This is a genomic window from Nonomuraea sp. NPDC050790 (assembly GCF_044456745.1).
Lineage (GTDB): Bacteria > Actinomycetota > Actinomycetes > Streptosporangiales > Streptosporangiaceae > Nonomuraea.
This window is the reverse complement of the sequence record NZ_JBITGF010000001.1, coordinates 982857-998414: the sequence shown is the minus strand read 5'-3', so window position 1 is coordinate 998414 and position 15558 is coordinate 982857. Positions and strand designations below refer to the sequence as shown.

Genomic DNA, 15558 nt, shown 5'->3' with positions numbered 1-15558 from the left:
AGAGCCACCTCGATCACGACAGGCGACCCCTGTCGCCCCCAGCCATGCCCTGATCGAGGAACGGACATCTCATGGAATTTCACGAATATCTGGAGTACGACGCCGTCGGCCTCAGCGCCCTCATCCGCGCCGGCCACGTCACCGCCCACGAGGTCGAGACCGTCGCCAGGCAGGCGCTCGCCCTGGCGAACGAGTCCCTCAACGCCCTCGCGGCCCCCCTGTTCCCCACCGCGCTGCGGCATGCCGCCGGCGCCCCGTTCACCGGCGTGCCCTTCCTCATCAAGGACGCCGGCCCCATGGCCGAGGGGATCGGCTTCCACCTGGGCAGCCGCGCACTCGGCCCCGGCGTCCCCGCCGGCCGGGACAGCGACCTGATGCGCCGCTTCCGCGCCGCCGGCCTGGCCACTCTGGGCCTGACCACGATGCCGGAGCTGGGCATCGCCTTCACCACGGAACCGGTCAGAACCGGCCCCACCCGCAACCCGTGGAACCTCGCCCACAGCGCCGGCGGCTCCAGCGGCGGCGCCGCGGCGCTCGTGGCGGCGGGAGCCGTGCCCGCGGCGCACGCCAGCGACGGCGCCGGCTCCATCCGCGTCCCCGCCTCGTGCTGCGGCCTGGTCGGGCTGATGCCGACGCGCGGGCGGGTCGGCTGCGAGCCGATGTTCGGGCTCAGCCACGACTTCGTGCTGACCAGGACCGTCCGTGACGCCGCCCACCTGCTCGACGCGCTGTCCGGGACGGTGCCCGGCGCCCGGTTCGCGCCGCCCGCGCCCGCGCGGCCGTACCGGAGCGAGCTGCGCGCCGATCCGGTACGGCTGCGCGTGGCCGTCACCACCGAGGCGGCACGGGGAACCGACCCCGAGGTGGCGGCGGCGACCGACCGGGCGGCCAGGACGCTGGAGGAGCAGGGGCACCATGTCGAGCGCGACCGGCCGCCCGCGGACCCGGAGGAGATCGTCACGGCGCTGGTGGCGCCGCAGATCGCGTTCCTGACCGGGGTGTTCGCGCACGCGCCGCGCCCGCCCGACCCGGCGCTGCTGGAGGCGGTCTCGCGGCGGGTGTTCGAGGAGGGGGCGGTGCTGCGCGCGCTGGACCTGGTGGCCGCGTTCGAGGCGCAGGAGCGGCTGTGCCGCATGGCGGGGGCGTTCTTCGGCCGTTACGACCTGCTCCTCACCCCGACACTGGCCCGGCCGCCCGTGCCGCTCGGCGTCCTGCGCTACGACGACCCGTCGTACTCGGTGGCGGGCTGGGTGCGCGAGCTGCTGGAGTACGGTCCGTTCACGGCCCTGTACAACATCACCGGCCAGCCCGCGATCAGCCTTCCGCTCGGGCGGGACTCCGCGGGGCTGCCGATCGGCGTGCAGGCCGTCGCCCCCTACGGGCGGGAGGACCTGCTCATTCAGGTCGCCTCGCTGCTGACCCCGCCGCCCGCCGAGCGGTACTCGCCGGGGCTCTGGCCGTGGGCCCGGCGGAAGGCGCGGTAGAAGCTGGAGCGGGTCTGGAAGCCGCTGGCGTGCGCGATCCTGTCCACGCCCCAGTCGGTGCCCGACAGCAGCCGGCGGGCGTGGGCGAGGCGGAGCTGGGTGACGTACTGCCAGACGGACATGCCGAGCGCCTGCTTGAAGGCGAGGGCGGCGTAGGTGGGGTGCGCTCCGGCGGCGTCGGCGATCTCCTCGACGCTGAGGTCGCCGGTGTAGCCGCGGGCGATGACGGCGAGCATGCGCTCGGCTGAGCGGGCCTCGACGGCCGCGGTGGCCGGGCGCCTGCCGTTCGCGAGGCGGGCCAGCCTGGCGTGCAGCTCCAGCAGGCAGATCTCGGCCTCGTCGGCCGGGCTGCGGCCCAGGCGCAGCTCCTGCTCCCAGCGGCGCATGAGGAAGCGGTCGTGGGCGGCCTCGCGGGCGGCGCCGTACAGGAAATGGCCCCGCAGGAGGCGGTCCACGGCGTCCTGGAGGATCGGCCGGCCGATGACGGCGCTCAGCGGGACGGTCACCCAGAGGAGGTCGACGTCGCGCTCGGACACCAGCCGGTGCGGGTAGCCGCCCCAGAAGACCGCGAGCCTGCCGCGCGGCAGGTCCACCTCGCCGGCGGCGGTGGCGTAGCGGGCGCTGCCGGACAGGACGAGGTTGAACTCCAGCTCGGGGTGGATGTGGGAACGCGGCATCGGTCCCGAGGTCACGTGGAAGGCCCGCAGGCCGATCACCTGGGCGAGGGGCACGACCTTGAGGATATGCGACTGCTTGCCGATCGCGCGCGGATGCCGGACGGGGGCGCGGAAGGTGAAGGTGGGTCCGACACCCCTTTGACGCGGAGGCACACACCATGTCCGAGCTCGACGACTTCATGTTCGACCTCAACGGCTACCTGATCCTGGAGAACGCGGTCGGCCAGGACCTGCTGGCGCGGCTCAACGCCGAGTTCGACGCCTTCCCGCGCGATCTGGCCCGCGGCGAGTGGTACCGCGGCGGCCAGCGGCGCGACTACACGCCGGAGACCGGGTTCGAGCTGCACCAGGCGGTGGCGGCGGGCCGGCCGTTCGAGGAGCTGATCGACCATCCGAGCTGGTTCGAGCTGGTCAAGCACTACGCCGGGGAGGAGGACAGCTATATCCCCGGCGTCTTCATCGACGAGACGATCGCCTCGATCAGGGAGTCCGGCGGCCATCACCCGGTCCACTCCGGCGGCTACCGCACGGCCCTGCGCTGCGGCTACCGCTACGACCACGGCGTCTTCCGCTGCGGCCAGGTCAACGTGATCCTCGCGCTGACCGACGTCGGGCCCGGCGACGGCGCCACGATGGTGGTGCCCGGCTCGCACAAGTCGAACTTCCCGCACCCGCTGGCCGGCGACTACGCGCGCGGCGACCGCATGGACACGCTGCCGGGCGCGATCCCGGCCTACCTGAACAAGGGCGACGCGCTGCTGTTCGTGGACGGGCTGATGCACGGCGGCTCCACCAGGACCAACCCGGGTGAGCGCCGCGTCCTCATCTACCGCTACGGGCCGGTGTGGGCCGGCAGCCGGTACGGCTACGCCTACGACGACGCCTGGCTGAAGGAACTGCCGGAGCGGCGGCGCAACGTGCTCTACCCGGTGCCGCGCGTCCACGTCGGCGACCCCTGCCCGGCCGAGCCCGGCGACCGCTGAGCGCCCGGGTCGTCGGCGAACAGGTGGCGGTCGTGGTGGTCGACGGCGTACTCGATGGCGCCGAAGACCACGCACTCCTCCCCCAGCGTCGAGGCGCGGACCTCGGGCATGCGCATGCAGACGCGTTCGAGGCGCTCGCTCAGCGGCGGCAGCAGCACGTCGGCCGAGCGGGAGAAGCCGCCGCCGAGCACGACGACCTCGGGGTCGAGCAGCAGGACCATGGCGGCGGTGCCGACGGCCAGGTCGTCGGCGAAGCGTTCGACGCAGGCCAGCGCGACGGGGTCGCCGTCCCTGGCCGCGGCCAGCGTGTGTCCCGCCGCGTCCTCCGGCGGCACGTCGGCGGGGACGGCGGGGCAGGTGTGCAGGTGCTCGGGGGCGTCGAACCAGCGTGCCTCGGGCAGCATGGCGATCTCGCCGGCGGCGGCGCCGTACCCCCGGTGGAGTTTGCCGTCGATGATCAGGGCCGCGCCCATGCGCCGCCCGATGTGCAGGAAGACGACGTCGCCCGCGCCGCGCGCGGCCCCGCGTTTGGACTCGGCGAGGACGGCCAGCCTGCTGTCGTTCTCGATCAGCACCTCGCACGGGAACATGCGGCGCAGTTCGGCGGCCAGATCGAGGCCGCGCCAGGCGGGGATGGCGGCGGAGTAGACGACGTGGCCCTCGGGGGTGACGACGCCGTTGGTGCCGACGGCGACGGTCCAGAGGTCGGTCATGCGCTTGTCGCTGAGCGCGAGGCACCCGGCCACCGCGCGCTCGATGGCGGCCAGGCGGTCGGCGAGCGGGGCCTCGGGCAGGACGGGCTGCCGGGTCTCGGCCAGGACCTCGCCGTCGAGGTCGGCCAGCGCGGCACGGACGTTGTGCGCGCCTATGTCGATGCCGGCCAGGTAGCCGCTGTCGGCGCGGAAGCGGTAGCGCCGGGCGGGGCGGCCCATGCTGCCCGCGCTCGGCGGCACCTCGACGACCCAGCCGAGCTCGATGAGCTCGTCGACGACGTCCTTGGTGGAGGGCCTGGACAGACCGGTCCGCTCGGCCAGGGCCGAGAGCGTGAGCGGCCCGGCCCCGCGCAGCGCGCGCAGGGCCGACAGCGAGTTGAGCTGTCTCAGCCGGGACAGGTCACCGCCGCGCAGGTTCGTCATCGTCCTCCCTAATGGAGCTTTCCTGGTTATGTGAGCAGTATGCCAGTGCGCGGTTCAGCGCATTTTCCCTGGTTTTCGGGCGGTAATCGGCATTGACCGGCCGATCGCGACGGTGCTAGTAATGAAGCACTCCTTCGTAAGTAGCGAGAGGAAACGAGCCTCATGCCGTTCGCAGACGTCGGCGAGGTCAGCTGCGATCCCCGGAACGCGCTGGTCTTCGAGCACGGCTGGCAGTCGTGGAGCCCGACGGGCGCCTACCGCCTGGACGAGCGGCCGCCCCGCGCGGCCGACCCCACGATCCAGACCCTCTGCTACCGCCCGGAGACGCCGGTGCCCGCCGGGGTGTTCCAGGGTGAGGGCCTGCTCGCGATCGACCCGGGCGACGGCGGCCCGGTCGAGCTGTGGTCGGCGCCCGGCCCCCTGGAGGTCCCCTCGATCCGGGCCCGCCGCGTGGGCGACCGGCTGGTCGTCTCGGCCGACGGCCCGGTACGGCACCGCCGTACCCAAGGCGGCCTGGACCCGGCGCTGCGCGAGTGGGCCACCACGCTCGCGGCCGGCCACGCCCCCGAGTCCTTCCCCGAGGTCGCGCCCATGTGGTGCACCTGGTACGGCTACTGGGACAAGGTCACCGAGGCCGACGTCCTGGAGAACCTGGAACTGGCCGCACGGCACCGCCTGGACGCCGACATGTTCCTCATCGACGACGGCTACGAGGCCGGGATCGGCGACTGGCTGGAATTGCGCCCGGAGTTCGGCTCGCTGGAGCGCGCGGTCGGCGCGATCACCGAAGCGGGCAGGCGGGCGGGCATCTGGGTCGCGCCCTTCCTGGCCGGACACGACAGCCGGATCTTCCGCGAGCACCCCGACTGGCTGGTGCCCGGGGTCTCCGCCGGGCACATGTGGGACCAGGACCTCGCCGTCCTCGACGTCACCCACCCCGACGCCGCCGCCCACCTGGTCCACGTCTTCCGGCGGCTGGCCGCGCTCGGCCTCACCCACTTCAAGCTCGACTACATCTACGCCGGCGCGCTCCCCGGCCGCCGCCACCAGGACGTGGACCCCATCACCGCCTACCGGCGCGGCCTGGAGCTGATCCGCGAGGGCGCCGGGCCGGACGCCACCCTCCACGGCTGCGGCGCGCCGATGCTGCCCAGCCTCGGGCTCGTCGACATCATGCGGGTCAGCCCCGACATCGCCCCCACACTGCTGCCGAGGTCCGGCGACCTCAGCCAGCCCTCGCAGCTCGGCGCCCGCCTGGCCGGCGCGGCCAGGGAGTTCCTGCACGCCCGCTGGTGGGTCAACGACCCCGACTGCCTCCTGGCCCGGCCCGCGATGGAGGCCCGCGAGGACTGGGCCGCGCACATCGCGGCCACCGGCGGGCTGCGCGGCTCCAGCGACCCGATCGCCGCCCTGGACGCCTGGGGGCTGGAGACGACCAGACGCCTGCTGGTCCCGACCAGGACGGATCCGTCGTGACGGCCGACGCGCGGCCCCTGTCGGCCGCGGCCTCCCGGGCGAAGCGGAACCGGTCGCGCCGCCGCTGGCACGCCCTGCACCCGTACGTGTTCGTCGCGCCCAGCCTGTTCGGCGTCTTCGCCTTCCTCCTGCTGCCGGTCCTCATCGTCTTCGGCCTGAGCCTGTTCGACTGGGAGCTGCTGTCGGACCCGGTCTTCGTCGGCCTGGACAACTACGTCACGATGGCGGCCGACGGCACCGTCTGGAGCTCGCTCGGCGTCACCGTCCTGTACGTCCTGCTCTGTATCCCGCTGCAGACCGTGCTGGCGCTCGCGCTGGCGATGCTGGTGAACCAGAAGCTCAGGGGCGTGCGGTTCTTCCGCGCGCTGTTCGTGATCCCCTGGATCGCGACGCCGATGGTGCTCGGCCTGGTCTGGAGCTGGATCTTCGACCCGAGGGACGGCGCGATCAACCGGTTCCTGGAGGTGTTCGGCGTCACCGGCCCCGCCTGGCTGTCGGAGACCTCGCTGGCGCTGCCGGCCGTCGCCCTGGTGAGCGTCTGGCAGAACACCGGCTACAACATGCTGTTCTTCCTGGCCGGGCTCCAGGGCATCCCCCGGGAGCTGCACGACGCCGCCTCCGCCGACGGGGCCACCGCCCGCCAGCGCTTCTTCCGGGTCACGCTGCCGCTGCTCAACCCCACGATGTTCTTCGTCACCGTGACCAACATGATCGGTGCCTTCCAGGCCTTCGACACCATCTACTCGATGACCGCGGGCGGGCCCAGCGAGTCGACGACGGTCTTCAACTACAAGATCTTCCACACCGCGTTCAGGGAGTTCGACTTCGGCTACGCGGCCACGCTGTCGATCCTGCTCTTCCTGATCATCCTGGCGGTGACCACGGCGCAGATCCGGTTCTTCAGCAAGCGCACCACCTACGACCTGAGCTGAGGCAGACCGTGAAGCGATTCCTCCTCTACGCCGTCCTGGTCGCCGGAGCGTTCGTCTCCGTCTTCCCCTACCTGCTGGTCGTGCTGACCGCCTTCAAGGACCGCGCCCAGCTCCACACCACCGCGCCCTGGCTGCCCGGCGACCCGCCCACGACGGCCAACCTGGAGAAGCTGCTGGCCGGCGACTTCCCCGGCTACATCCTCAACACGCTGATCATGACGCTCACGCTGACCGCCGGGCAGCTCGTGTTCACCACGTTCGCCGCCTACGCCTTCGCCAGGCTCCGCTTCCGCGGCAGGGAGACGCTGTTCTGGCTGTTCGTCGCGACGATGATGGTGCCGGTCGCGGTGACGGTCATCCCCCTGTTCCTCATCATGCGCCAGCTCGACCTGATCAACACCTGGGGCGGGCTGCTGGTGCCGTACATCCTCGGCACGCCGTACGGGATCTTCCTGATGCGGCAGTTCTTCCGCGGCCTGCCCGCGGGGCTGGAGGAGGCCGCGCGCATCGACGGCGCGGGGCCGCTGACGATCCTGGTGCGGGTACTGCTGCCGCTGTGCAAGCCCGCGCTGGGCACGCTGGCGATCATCACGGTGATCTCCTCGTGGAACAGCTTCATGTGGCCGCTGATCATCACCAGCGGCGACGAGACCAAGGTCATCACCGTCGCGCTGGCCGCGCTCAAGGTGGGCATCGGGGTCGACTACACGGCGATCATGTCCGGCGGGCTGATCGCGCTGGTCCCGATGGTCGTGATCTTCATCTTCTTCCAGCGATACATCGTCCGGTCCGTCGTGCTGACCGGGCTGAAGTGAAAGGCGTGCCCCATGAAATCCCCCCGCTTGCGCCTCGCCCTGGCGGCGCTGACCCTGCTCCCCCTCGCCGCCTGCGGCTCCTCGGGCAGCGGCGGCGGCCCGGTGACGCTCACCTACCGCATCTGGGACGAGCAGCAGAAGGCCGGCTACGACAAGGTCATGGCCGCCTTCGAGCAGGCCAACCCGGGCATCAAGGTCAAGATCGAGGTCCTGCCCTGGGACGACTACTGGACCAAGCTCACCGCCGACGCGGTGGCGGGCAGCGGGCCGGACGTGTTCTGGATGCAGGTCTCCTTCTTCCCCGAGTTCGCCACCAAGGGCGTGCTCGCCGACCTCGGCTCGCTCGGGCTGGACACCGCGAAGTTCCACCCCAACGTCGTCGCCTCCAACACCTATGAGGGCAAGCTGTACGGCGTGCCCAAGGACTGGGGCATGCCCGGCGTCCTGTACAACAAGGACCTGTTCAAGAAGGCCGGCGTGGAGATGCCGGACAAGCTCACCTGGGCCCCCGACGGCTCCGGCACGCTGCTGGAGCTGGCCAGGAAGCTGACGGTGGACGAGGCGGGCAAGCACCCCGGCGAGCCCGGCTTCGACGCCGCCAAGACCAAGGTGTACGGCTTCGCCTCGGCCAACCACTCGCAGACCCAGTGGATGAACTGGATCGAGTCCAACGGCGGCAAGCTCATCGACAAGCCGTTCGGCAAGTACACCTTCAACGACGACGCCTCGGTCCAGGCGGTGCAGTTCGGCGTGGACCTGGTCAACAAGCACCAGGTCTCGCCGCCCGCCAGCCGGACGAACCCGCCCACCGGCACCGCCGCCGACATGTTCAAGGGCGGCCAGATCGCCATGTACCCGGCCAACAACGCGCTGCTGCCGTTCGTGGCTCCGGAGGCGGCGTTCGAGATCGGCGTCGCCATGATGCCGGAGGGCCCGAAGGGCCGCTCGGCCAACATCAACGGCCTGGGCGAGGCGGTGTACGCCAAGTCGAAGCACCTGGAGGAGGCCAAGAAGCTGGCCGCCTACCTCGGCTCGGAGCAGGCGCAGAAGTCGATGGCCGACCAGGGCTTCGCCTTCCCCGCGCTCAAGGGCGACGCGCTGGCGCAGGGGTACGTCGACTTCTGGAAGAACACCAAGAAGATCGACGTCACGCCCTACCTGGAGGAGTCCAAGGGCACGACGTTCAACATGCCGATCGTGACCGGATGGACGGGCTTCGAGCAGAAGCTGAACTCGATCTTCAACGAGATCTACCTGGGCCGCCTCCCGGTGAAGCAGGGGCTCGACCAGGCCGTCTCCGAGGGCAACGCGACGATCAAGTAACCCCCACGTGACCAGGTGGGTTGATTTTCTGCACTCACTCCTCTAGCGTCAGGGCACGATCTGAGGAGGACGGCGATGACCTCTGTGGTCCTGGTGGCGGGCGCCTCGTCGGGCGTCGGACGGGAGGCCGCGCGGGCGCTCGCCCTCCGCGGGCACCAGGTGTACGGCTCCAGCCGCGCGCCGGCCCGCGTGGACGTGCCCGGCGTGGTCCCCGTCGCCCTGGAGGTCGCCGACGAGGGCTCCGTACGCGCGTGCGTGGACCACGTCCTCGACCGGCACGGGCGCCTGGACGCGCTGGTGTACAGCGTGGGCTTCTACGTCGCCGGGGCCGCCGAGGAGACCTCGGACGAGCTGGCCCTGGCCCAGTTGCGGGCGTACCTGCTGGGCGCCCACCGCCTGGTCCGCGCGGTGCTGCCGGCGATGCGCGCCCAGGCGGCGGGCCGGCTGGTCCTCATGAGCTCCACCGCCGCGGTCGCCGCCATCCCCTTCCACTCGATCTACTCGGCCAGCAAGGCCGCGCTCAGCCACTACGCCGAGGCGCTGCGCTACGAGGTGGCGCCGTTCGGGGTGCAGGTGGCGTGCGTCGAGGCCACCAGCGTGCGGACGGGGGCGGCGGCCGCCATGCGCGAGAGCGAACCGATCGCCGGCTACGAGCCGGTCCGCACCCGGGTCATCGACCGCTTCCGCCGCCTGCAGGTGGACGGCCCCTCGCCCGCGCCGGTGGCCGCGGGCATCGTGCGGGCCGTCGAGTCACGCCGCATGCGCCCCGTCTACCGGGTCGGCGGCCAGGCCCGCATGCTGCCGTGGCTGCGCGCCGTCCTGCCCCATCCGCTCTTCCGGCACCTGTACGGCCGCTACTTCCACCTCACCCGGACGAGCGGATGAACGCCAGCGGGAAGGCGGCGGGGCCGAAGCCGTCGCTCCCCGGCTCCGCCATGACGACGGACTCCCCCACGTCCGACGCCTGACGCCGCAACTCCATCTCGACCAGCATCTCCTCCTGGTCGCCGGCCATCGTGATGCCGATCCTGGCCCGCGCCACCATCCGCCACGTGAACGGCTCGCGCTCCTCGCCGAACAGGGCCGAGTAGCCGCGCAGCTCGCCGGTGCCGTCTCCGGCGAAGAGCATCTCCTCGCCGAAGACGGCCGCGGCGGTGCCCGTCGCCGAGCGCCACAGTCCGACCGGCCCGTGCTCCAGCATGTGATCCACGCGGCCCATTGTGGTGCTCAGCCCTGGGTGAGCCGAATCGTGGTGGGGTCGAAGAGCCCGAGGACCAGGCTGAACGTGGCGTTCCTGGTGGCCACCAGCACCGTGCTGTCGGCGACGGGCACGAGGTCCCCGTTCTCGAACAGCGCCGACTCGGCCTCCAGCCACAGCTTGCAGCCCTCCTCGCCGGGCTTCAGCGTGGCCTGCGCGACCAGTTCGGTGTAGCGGGCGTTGTCCAGGTGGGCGAAGTTGGCCCCCTTGGGCGCCGCGGGCCCGCTGAGGAAGCCGACGAGCTGCGAGGGCAGCGTGACGCCGATCGGCAGCCAGGCCACGTCCCAGTCCTGGGTGGCGTTCAGCGACTCGGCCAGCTTGGTGTCCAGTACGCCGTTGAGCTTGACCTCGACGCCGGCCTTCTTCCAGGTGGCGGCCAGGTACTCGGCGGCCGCCTGGATGCCCGCGCCCCTGGTGGTGACGTAGAGGTAGCGCAGCGTCAGCCGCTTGCCGTCCTTGACCCTGATCCCGTCGGGGCCCACCTTCCATCCGGCGGCGTCCAGCGCGGCGGCCGAGGCGGCGACGTCGTAGGCGGGCACGTGCCCGGCCACGCTGTCGCCCTTGCACGGCCGGGGCTCGGCGACCATGCCGGTCGCCGGCTTGCCCGTGCCGCTGGTGGCGATGCCGCCCAGTTCGGTCAGGTTGACGGCCTGGGTCAGCGCCTTGCGTACGGCCGGATCCTTGGTGGGGCGGTCCTCGCCCTGGTGGTAGAAGAACTGGTGCTGGCCGGCCGACGGCAGCATCTTGCCGATGCCGGGGGCCGCCTCCAGGCGCGTGCGGTCGGCGCCGTAGAACGTGGCCCCGTTGATGGAGCCGGCCAGCAGCAGGTTGGCGGCGGTCTGCTCGTTGGGCACCACCTTCAGCAGCACTTTGTCGGGCAGCCCCTTGGAGGTCGCCCCGTTCGGGCCCCAGGCGTAGTCCTTGCGGACCTCGAAGGTGTAGGAGTCGCCGGGCACGGCCGACTTCAGCACGTACGGGCCCGTTCCCGAGGTGGCTCGCGCGATGGACGCGCGGTCCTTGACCGCCTTGCCGCAGACGATGAACAGGCTCTCGGCGCTCTGCAGGATGAAGGAGAACGGCTTGGGCGTGGACAGCGTCACCGTCCCCGCCGCGTCGTCGGCGGTGGCCTTCATCCCCGTCGGCAGAAGGACGCCGTAGATGGGCGACTTGGTGGCCGGGTCGGCGATGTGGTTGACGTTCTGCGCGACGTCGGCGGGGGTGAGCTTGGAGCCGTCGGAGCAGGTGACGTCCTTGCGCAGGGTGAAGGTCACCGAGTCCGGCCTGACCTCCCACTTCTCGGCCAGCGCCGGCACGATCGTGCCGTCGTCGGTACCGGCGACCAGCGTGTCGTAGGCGACCGACAGCACCAGGTTGGTCGCGCCGAGCACGCCGGTGGCGGGATCGAGCACGCCGGGGTCGGCGGCCAGGGCGTAGGTGAACGTGCCACCCGAGACGGGAGCGCCCGAGGGCGCCTGCGCACCGCCGCCGCCACACGCGGCCGCGGCCAGAGCCAACGCGGCGAGCACCGCTGCTTTCTTCATGCACGAACAGTGGTGCCTCGCCGCCCCCGCATCTTCGTGCCAGCCCACGAAACTCCGCCGCCGCATCGTGCTGCGCACCCGACCCGCGCCGGGGACCCCTCCCGGGGCCGGTCGGATAGTTCTGGGAGGGACCCCGGCCCCCAGTGATTGGGACGACGCAGCATGCGCAACCTCCTTCCCGTGCTCGCCGTGTGTGCCCTGGCGGGTTGCGGCTCGCCCCAGGCCGCCGCCCCTTCCTCCACTCCCGCGGCGAGCACGCCCGCGGTGAGCACACCCGCCCCCGAGACCCCCAGCCCGACTCCCTCTCCTTCTCCCACCCGCGAACCCACCACCAAGGTCAAGGACTGCTACGACGGCGACTGCCTGCTGAAGCTGTCCAAGCCGGTCACGATCTGGCTGAACGCGAAGAAGTTCTACTACCCGAAGTTCGAGATCGTGGCCGTCAAGGCGGACAGGATCACGTTCTGGGTGGAGTATCCGCACGGCGGCGGCGCGGAGCAGACCCTCGGCGAGGGGGGCGGCTCCAGCTTCTCCTTCCGCGACAGGACTCCGGTGGACGTGACGCTCGTGTCGATCAGGAACGGCAGGGCCGTGCTGTCCGTCTCGCCGGGCAAGGGCCGGTAGCCGAGTTTCGTACGAGGATGCGGCGGTGTGGGGAACGCGGCCACCGGAAACCTGCCGGAGCACCCGAACCGCGACCGTGTCTGGGGCAACTCCCGGCCATGGCCCGGTGGAGATCTCTACACTGAGGCGGCCCCTTCATCCGCGACCCCCGACCCAGCGAAGCAAGGGGTTGGACGGGCCATCCCGTCCGGACACGACACCCGATTTCTCAAAAGGAGATTGGAATGCGTAAGTCGTACAAAATCGCGCTACCGGCCGTCATGGCGGCCGCCCTGCTCACGGCGCCGGCCGCCCTCACCTCCCCCGCCTCCGCCTCGGCCACGCAGTCGGCGAGCGCGATGGCCCTGACCCTCGACTACGCCGGATGCGAGGCGATCGCCCGCCGCTTCCTGTGCGAGGTCGACTACAGCGGCGCGGTCGCCCCGGTCGCCATCCGCTGGTCCGTCAACGGCAACCACATCCCCTCCTTCGACAACCGCTCGTTCGTGGGCATCGGCTGCCAGCCCACCTTCCGGTACGACATCCGCGCCGTGGTCTCCGACGGCTCGGGCGCCTCCGTCCAGTTCCACACCACCCCGATCTGCCGCTCCGGCACCCCCTGAGGAATGGCGCGGCGCGGCGAGCCCGGTGCGGGCCGCCGCGCCGTACGGGATCGAACACCCCGCACCCGCGTCTCAAGGGATCAACGCCCCGCACCCGCTTCTTAGGGGAACGGACGGCCCGCACCCGCGCCTTAGGGGAGCGCTCGGCCCGCACCCGCGCTGTGCGGGGCCAAGCGGGGACCCGGGTCAGGCGGCCTGTTCGGGGCGGGGGAAGAACGGCAGGTCCATGTAGACCTGGTCGGCGGCGGTCAGGATCAGCGCCTCGTCGTCGACCGGCGGGTGGATGTACTCGTTGATCCGCCGCTTGATCTCCCCGCCCTCGGCGCCCGAGGCCATCACCCTGCGGTCCCAGCCCCGCGTGAACACCCCTCCGGCCCCGCCCAGATCCAGGCAGGTCACGTACGGGCCGGGGGTGAAGTCACGCAGGGGCAGCCCGAGCAGGTCCGCCGCGGCATTGTAGCCCGCCACCTTGCCGAGCGGGGTGGCGTGCTGGCACGCCTGCATGACCGTCCGCTCCTCGTCGTACGGCGCAGCCGCCGTGTCACCCGCGGCGAACACCTCCGGCAGCGCCCGCAGCCTGCGGTCCACCGGCACCCGTCCCAGATGGTCGAGCTCGCCGGAGATCTGCCGGGTCAGCTCGCTGGCGCGCAGCCCGACGGACCACACCACGGCGTCCGCCTCGAACTTGCTGCCGTCGGACAGCGCCGCGTACCCGTCGCCGACCTCCGTCACCGTGGTGCCAAGCCGCCGCTCGACCCCCAGCTCGTCCAGCGCGGCCTCGATCTGCGCACGCGGACGGGGCCGAGCTGATGCCCGACCACCTCAGACCGATCCACCAGCAGCACCCGTCCGCGTCCGGCCAGCTCGGTCGCCGCCTCCAGCCCGACGAACCCGGCGCCGACGACCACGGCGGAGTAGTCCGCGCGCCCCCGCAGATGCTCGGTCAGCCGCCGAGCGCCGTCGAGGGTGTCGATGTCGAAGAGCCGACCCGCGCCAGGCAGCCCGCGCGGCTGGACGAGCTTGCTACCCGCCGCCAGCACCAGCCGGTCGTAGCCGACCTCCGTCCCGCCCGCCACCACGACGCGACGGCCGGTGTCGATCGCGGTCACCGACGCCCGCAGATGTTCCACCCCGATGGGCCCGAGAATCCGGCCCAGCTCCACCTTGGCCAGCTCCGGCTCCGGCTCGTACAGCCGCGGCCGCAACACCAGGTGCTCATCCGACGCGATCAGCGTAACCCGCAGCCCCACGTCCCCACGCGCCAGCCCCACGTCTCCACGCGCCAGCCCCGCATCCCCAGGCGTCAGCGCCGCTTCCTCACGCGCCGGCGCCGCGTCTCGCGGAGCCAGCCCCGCAGCTCCACGGGCTCGTGCCGTGTTCGCGCGGGCCAGGGCTGCTCCTGCCGCGCTCCACACGCCTGCGAAGCCAGCCTCCGATGATCACTACGTGTGCCATCTCGTCCCGTCCTCTCTCAGCTTCACCCCCGGGACCGGGAGTTCGGCAGGGAGACAACACAGCGGGCTCAGATGTGACCGAGGTGGCCGAGTTTTTCGGGATTGGCCAGTCTCCTGAACGCGGTGATCCGGCCGTCCACGATCTCCACGGTGTCCACCCAGACCAGCCGCCCGCCGGAGTAGGTGGCCATGGCGGGACTGCCGTTCACCTCGATGATCTGGAACGCGTCGGGACGCAGGATCTCGATCGTCCTGACCGCGAGCATGGCGATCAGCTCGGCGCCCTGGAGCGGCCTGCGCGCGGCGGTCACCTGGCCGCCGCCGTCGCCGACGTACACAGCCTCGGGGTCCAGCAGCGCGACGAGCCCGGCCATGTCACCCGCGTCGGCGGCCGCCTTGAACGCCCGCAGCACCCGCTCGGTCTCCGCCCTGGAGGCCCGCGGCCGCTCCTCGACCGCCGCGACCCTGGCCCGAGCGCGCGAGGCGAGCTTGCGGCTGGCGGCGGAGGTGTTCCCGAGTACCCGCGCGACCTCGTCGAAGGGAAGGCCGAAGACGTCGTGCAACACCAGCGCGACCCGTTCCGCGGGGGCGAGTGTCTCCATGACGACCAGCATCGCGGTGCTCACCGACTCGTCCATCAGCACCTGAGCGGCGGCATCGGGCCCGGTGAGCAGGGGTTCCGGCAGCCAGGGCCCGACGTAGGACTCGCGCCTGACCCGAGCCGACTTCAGCACGTTGTACGCCGTCCTGGCGGACACGGTCACCAGCCAGGCCCGCAGATCCCGCACCTCGGACAGATCCGCGTCCGCCGCCCGCAGCCACACCTCCTGCGTCACGTCCTCGGCCTCGGCGATAGACCCGAGAATCCGGTACGCCGCCCCGAACACGGCAGCCCGATGCCCATGCCAGTCAGCCAGCTCCACCCGGCCCTCCCCCGGATCGCCGAACGGCCTCCGATTCTAGGCAGCCCCTCCACCCCGACCCCACCTGGACCACCGGCCGCCGCGCCGCGTCACATCCGTCTGCCGACCCCTTCGAGGGGCGGGGCCGCGCGGCACCGATGTCCCGACGCGGTCGTCCTCCCAAGGCCGCCCCTGCCCGACGGTTCGTCCACGCCAAAGCAGGCGAGGCCAGCGGCTTCGTCACACCGCCCCGTCTTCGGAAGCCAGCCGTGCCCGAGTACGGCCGTACCCGCGCACGGGCCCAGCCGGTCCTCGGGCACGCGAAGCAACCCCGCCCCCCTCGGAGTACGC

Annotated in this window: 16 protein-coding genes; 9 read left to right on the top strand and 7 right to left on the bottom strand. The window is 71.8% G+C overall.

Going from position 1 to position 15558, the window contains the following annotated elements; all coding sequences use genetic code 11:
- The first annotated feature begins 71 nt into the window (after nucleotides 1-71).
- On the top strand, nucleotides 72-1484 hold the full coding sequence (locus tag ACIBEJ_RS04580) for an amidase (RefSeq protein ID WP_397181199.1): 1413 nt from the start codon (nucleotides 72-74) through the stop codon (nucleotides 1482-1484).
- Here ACIBEJ_RS04580 and ACIBEJ_RS04575 read toward each other — a convergent pair.
- Complete coding sequence (locus ACIBEJ_RS04575; protein WP_397181198.1) at nucleotides 1400-2215, bottom strand: helix-turn-helix domain-containing protein; 816 nt, start codon at nucleotides 2213-2215, stop codon at nucleotides 1400-1402. The genes ACIBEJ_RS04580 and ACIBEJ_RS04575 overlap by 85 nt on opposite strands.
- 104 nt (nucleotides 2216-2319) lie before the next feature.
- Here ACIBEJ_RS04575 and ACIBEJ_RS04570 point away from each other — a divergent pair, with 104 nt between their 5' ends.
- Nucleotides 2320-3144 carry a phytanoyl-CoA dioxygenase family protein gene (locus ACIBEJ_RS04570; protein ID WP_397181197.1) on the top strand — a complete coding sequence of 275 codons (825 nt, stop codon included), beginning with the start codon at nucleotides 2320-2322 and terminating at the stop codon, nucleotides 3142-3144.
- Here ACIBEJ_RS04570 and ACIBEJ_RS04565 read toward each other — a convergent pair.
- On the bottom strand, nucleotides 3084-4280 hold the full coding sequence (locus ACIBEJ_RS04565; RefSeq protein WP_397181196.1) for an ROK family transcriptional regulator: 1197 nt from the start codon (nucleotides 4278-4280) through the stop codon (nucleotides 3084-3086). The two genes, ACIBEJ_RS04570 and ACIBEJ_RS04565, sit on opposite strands and share 61 nt — an antisense overlap.
- Nucleotides 4281-4442: 162 nt before the next feature.
- Between ACIBEJ_RS04565 and ACIBEJ_RS04560 the strand changes: the two genes are divergently transcribed.
- The 5 genes from ACIBEJ_RS04560 to ACIBEJ_RS04540 all read left to right on the top strand — a co-directional run bounded on the left by ACIBEJ_RS04560 (nucleotide 4443) and on the right by ACIBEJ_RS04540 (nucleotide 9711).
- A complete protein-coding gene (locus ACIBEJ_RS04560) occupies nucleotides 4443-5756 on the top strand; it encodes a glycoside hydrolase family 36 protein (RefSeq protein ID WP_397181195.1) in 1314 nt (437 codons plus the stop codon).
- Nucleotides 5753-6688: a carbohydrate ABC transporter permease gene (locus ACIBEJ_RS04555; RefSeq protein ID WP_397181194.1), complete on the top strand. Its 936-nt coding sequence runs from the start codon at nucleotides 5753-5755 to the stop codon at nucleotides 6686-6688. The genes ACIBEJ_RS04560 and ACIBEJ_RS04555 overlap by 4 nt, the downstream gene beginning before the upstream one ends.
- Before the next feature lie 8 nt (nucleotides 6689-6696).
- Nucleotides 6697-7503, top strand: a complete 807-nt coding sequence (locus ACIBEJ_RS04550; RefSeq protein ID WP_397181193.1) for a carbohydrate ABC transporter permease — start codon at nucleotides 6697-6699, stop codon at nucleotides 7501-7503.
- Between the two features lie 12 nt (nucleotides 7504-7515).
- Nucleotides 7516-8826 (top strand): ABC transporter substrate-binding protein, encoded by a 1311-nt coding sequence (locus ACIBEJ_RS04545; RefSeq protein ID WP_397181192.1) that lies wholly within the window; start codon nucleotides 7516-7518, stop codon nucleotides 8824-8826.
- 75 nt (nucleotides 8827-8901) lie between these two features.
- Nucleotides 8902-9711, top strand: a complete 810-nt coding sequence (locus ACIBEJ_RS04540) for an SDR family NAD(P)-dependent oxidoreductase (protein WP_397181191.1) — start codon at nucleotides 8902-8904, stop codon at nucleotides 9709-9711.
- Here ACIBEJ_RS04540 and ACIBEJ_RS04535 read toward each other — a convergent pair.
- Together ACIBEJ_RS04535 and ACIBEJ_RS04530 are read right to left on the bottom strand one after the other, a co-directional pair.
- Nucleotides 9692-10036 carry a hypothetical protein gene (locus tag ACIBEJ_RS04535; protein WP_397181190.1) on the bottom strand — a complete coding sequence of 115 codons (345 nt, stop codon included), beginning with the start codon at nucleotides 10034-10036 and terminating at the stop codon, nucleotides 9692-9694. The two genes, ACIBEJ_RS04540 and ACIBEJ_RS04535, sit on opposite strands and share 20 nt — an antisense overlap.
- A 17-nt stretch (nucleotides 10037-10053) precedes the next feature.
- Nucleotides 10054-11625 carry an ABC transporter substrate-binding protein gene (locus ACIBEJ_RS04530; protein WP_397181189.1) on the bottom strand — a complete coding sequence of 524 codons (1572 nt, stop codon included), beginning with the start codon at nucleotides 11623-11625 and terminating at the stop codon, nucleotides 10054-10056.
- Nucleotides 11626-11787: 162 nt separating this feature from the next.
- Here ACIBEJ_RS04530 and ACIBEJ_RS04525 point away from each other — a divergent pair, with 162 nt between their 5' ends.
- Complete coding sequence (locus tag ACIBEJ_RS04525; protein WP_397181188.1) at nucleotides 11788-12249, top strand: hypothetical protein; 462 nt, start codon at nucleotides 11788-11790, stop codon at nucleotides 12247-12249.
- 224 nt (nucleotides 12250-12473) lie between these two features.
- Nucleotides 12474-12851 (top strand): hypothetical protein, encoded by a 378-nt coding sequence (locus tag ACIBEJ_RS04520; RefSeq protein ID WP_397181187.1) that lies wholly within the window; start codon nucleotides 12474-12476, stop codon nucleotides 12849-12851.
- A gap of 186 nt (nucleotides 12852-13037) precedes the next feature.
- Here the strand turns inward: ACIBEJ_RS04520 and ACIBEJ_RS04515 are convergent, their stop codons facing one another.
- The 3 genes from ACIBEJ_RS04515 to sigJ form a co-directional block, all read right to left on the bottom strand.
- On the bottom strand, nucleotides 13038-13583 hold the full coding sequence (locus tag ACIBEJ_RS04515) for an FAD-dependent oxidoreductase (RefSeq protein WP_397181186.1): 546 nt from the start codon (nucleotides 13581-13583) through the stop codon (nucleotides 13038-13040).
- On the bottom strand, nucleotides 13580-14122 hold the full coding sequence (locus ACIBEJ_RS04510) for an FAD-dependent oxidoreductase (RefSeq protein WP_397181185.1): 543 nt from the start codon (nucleotides 14120-14122) through the stop codon (nucleotides 13580-13582). Before ACIBEJ_RS04510 ends, ACIBEJ_RS04515 begins: the two co-directional genes overlap by 4 nt.
- Nucleotides 14123-14373: 251 nt before the next feature.
- Nucleotides 14374-15228, bottom strand: a complete 855-nt coding sequence (gene sigJ, locus ACIBEJ_RS04505) for an RNA polymerase sigma factor SigJ (protein WP_397181184.1) — start codon at nucleotides 15226-15228, stop codon at nucleotides 14374-14376.
- Between the last annotated feature and the right edge of the window lie 330 nt (nucleotides 15229-15558).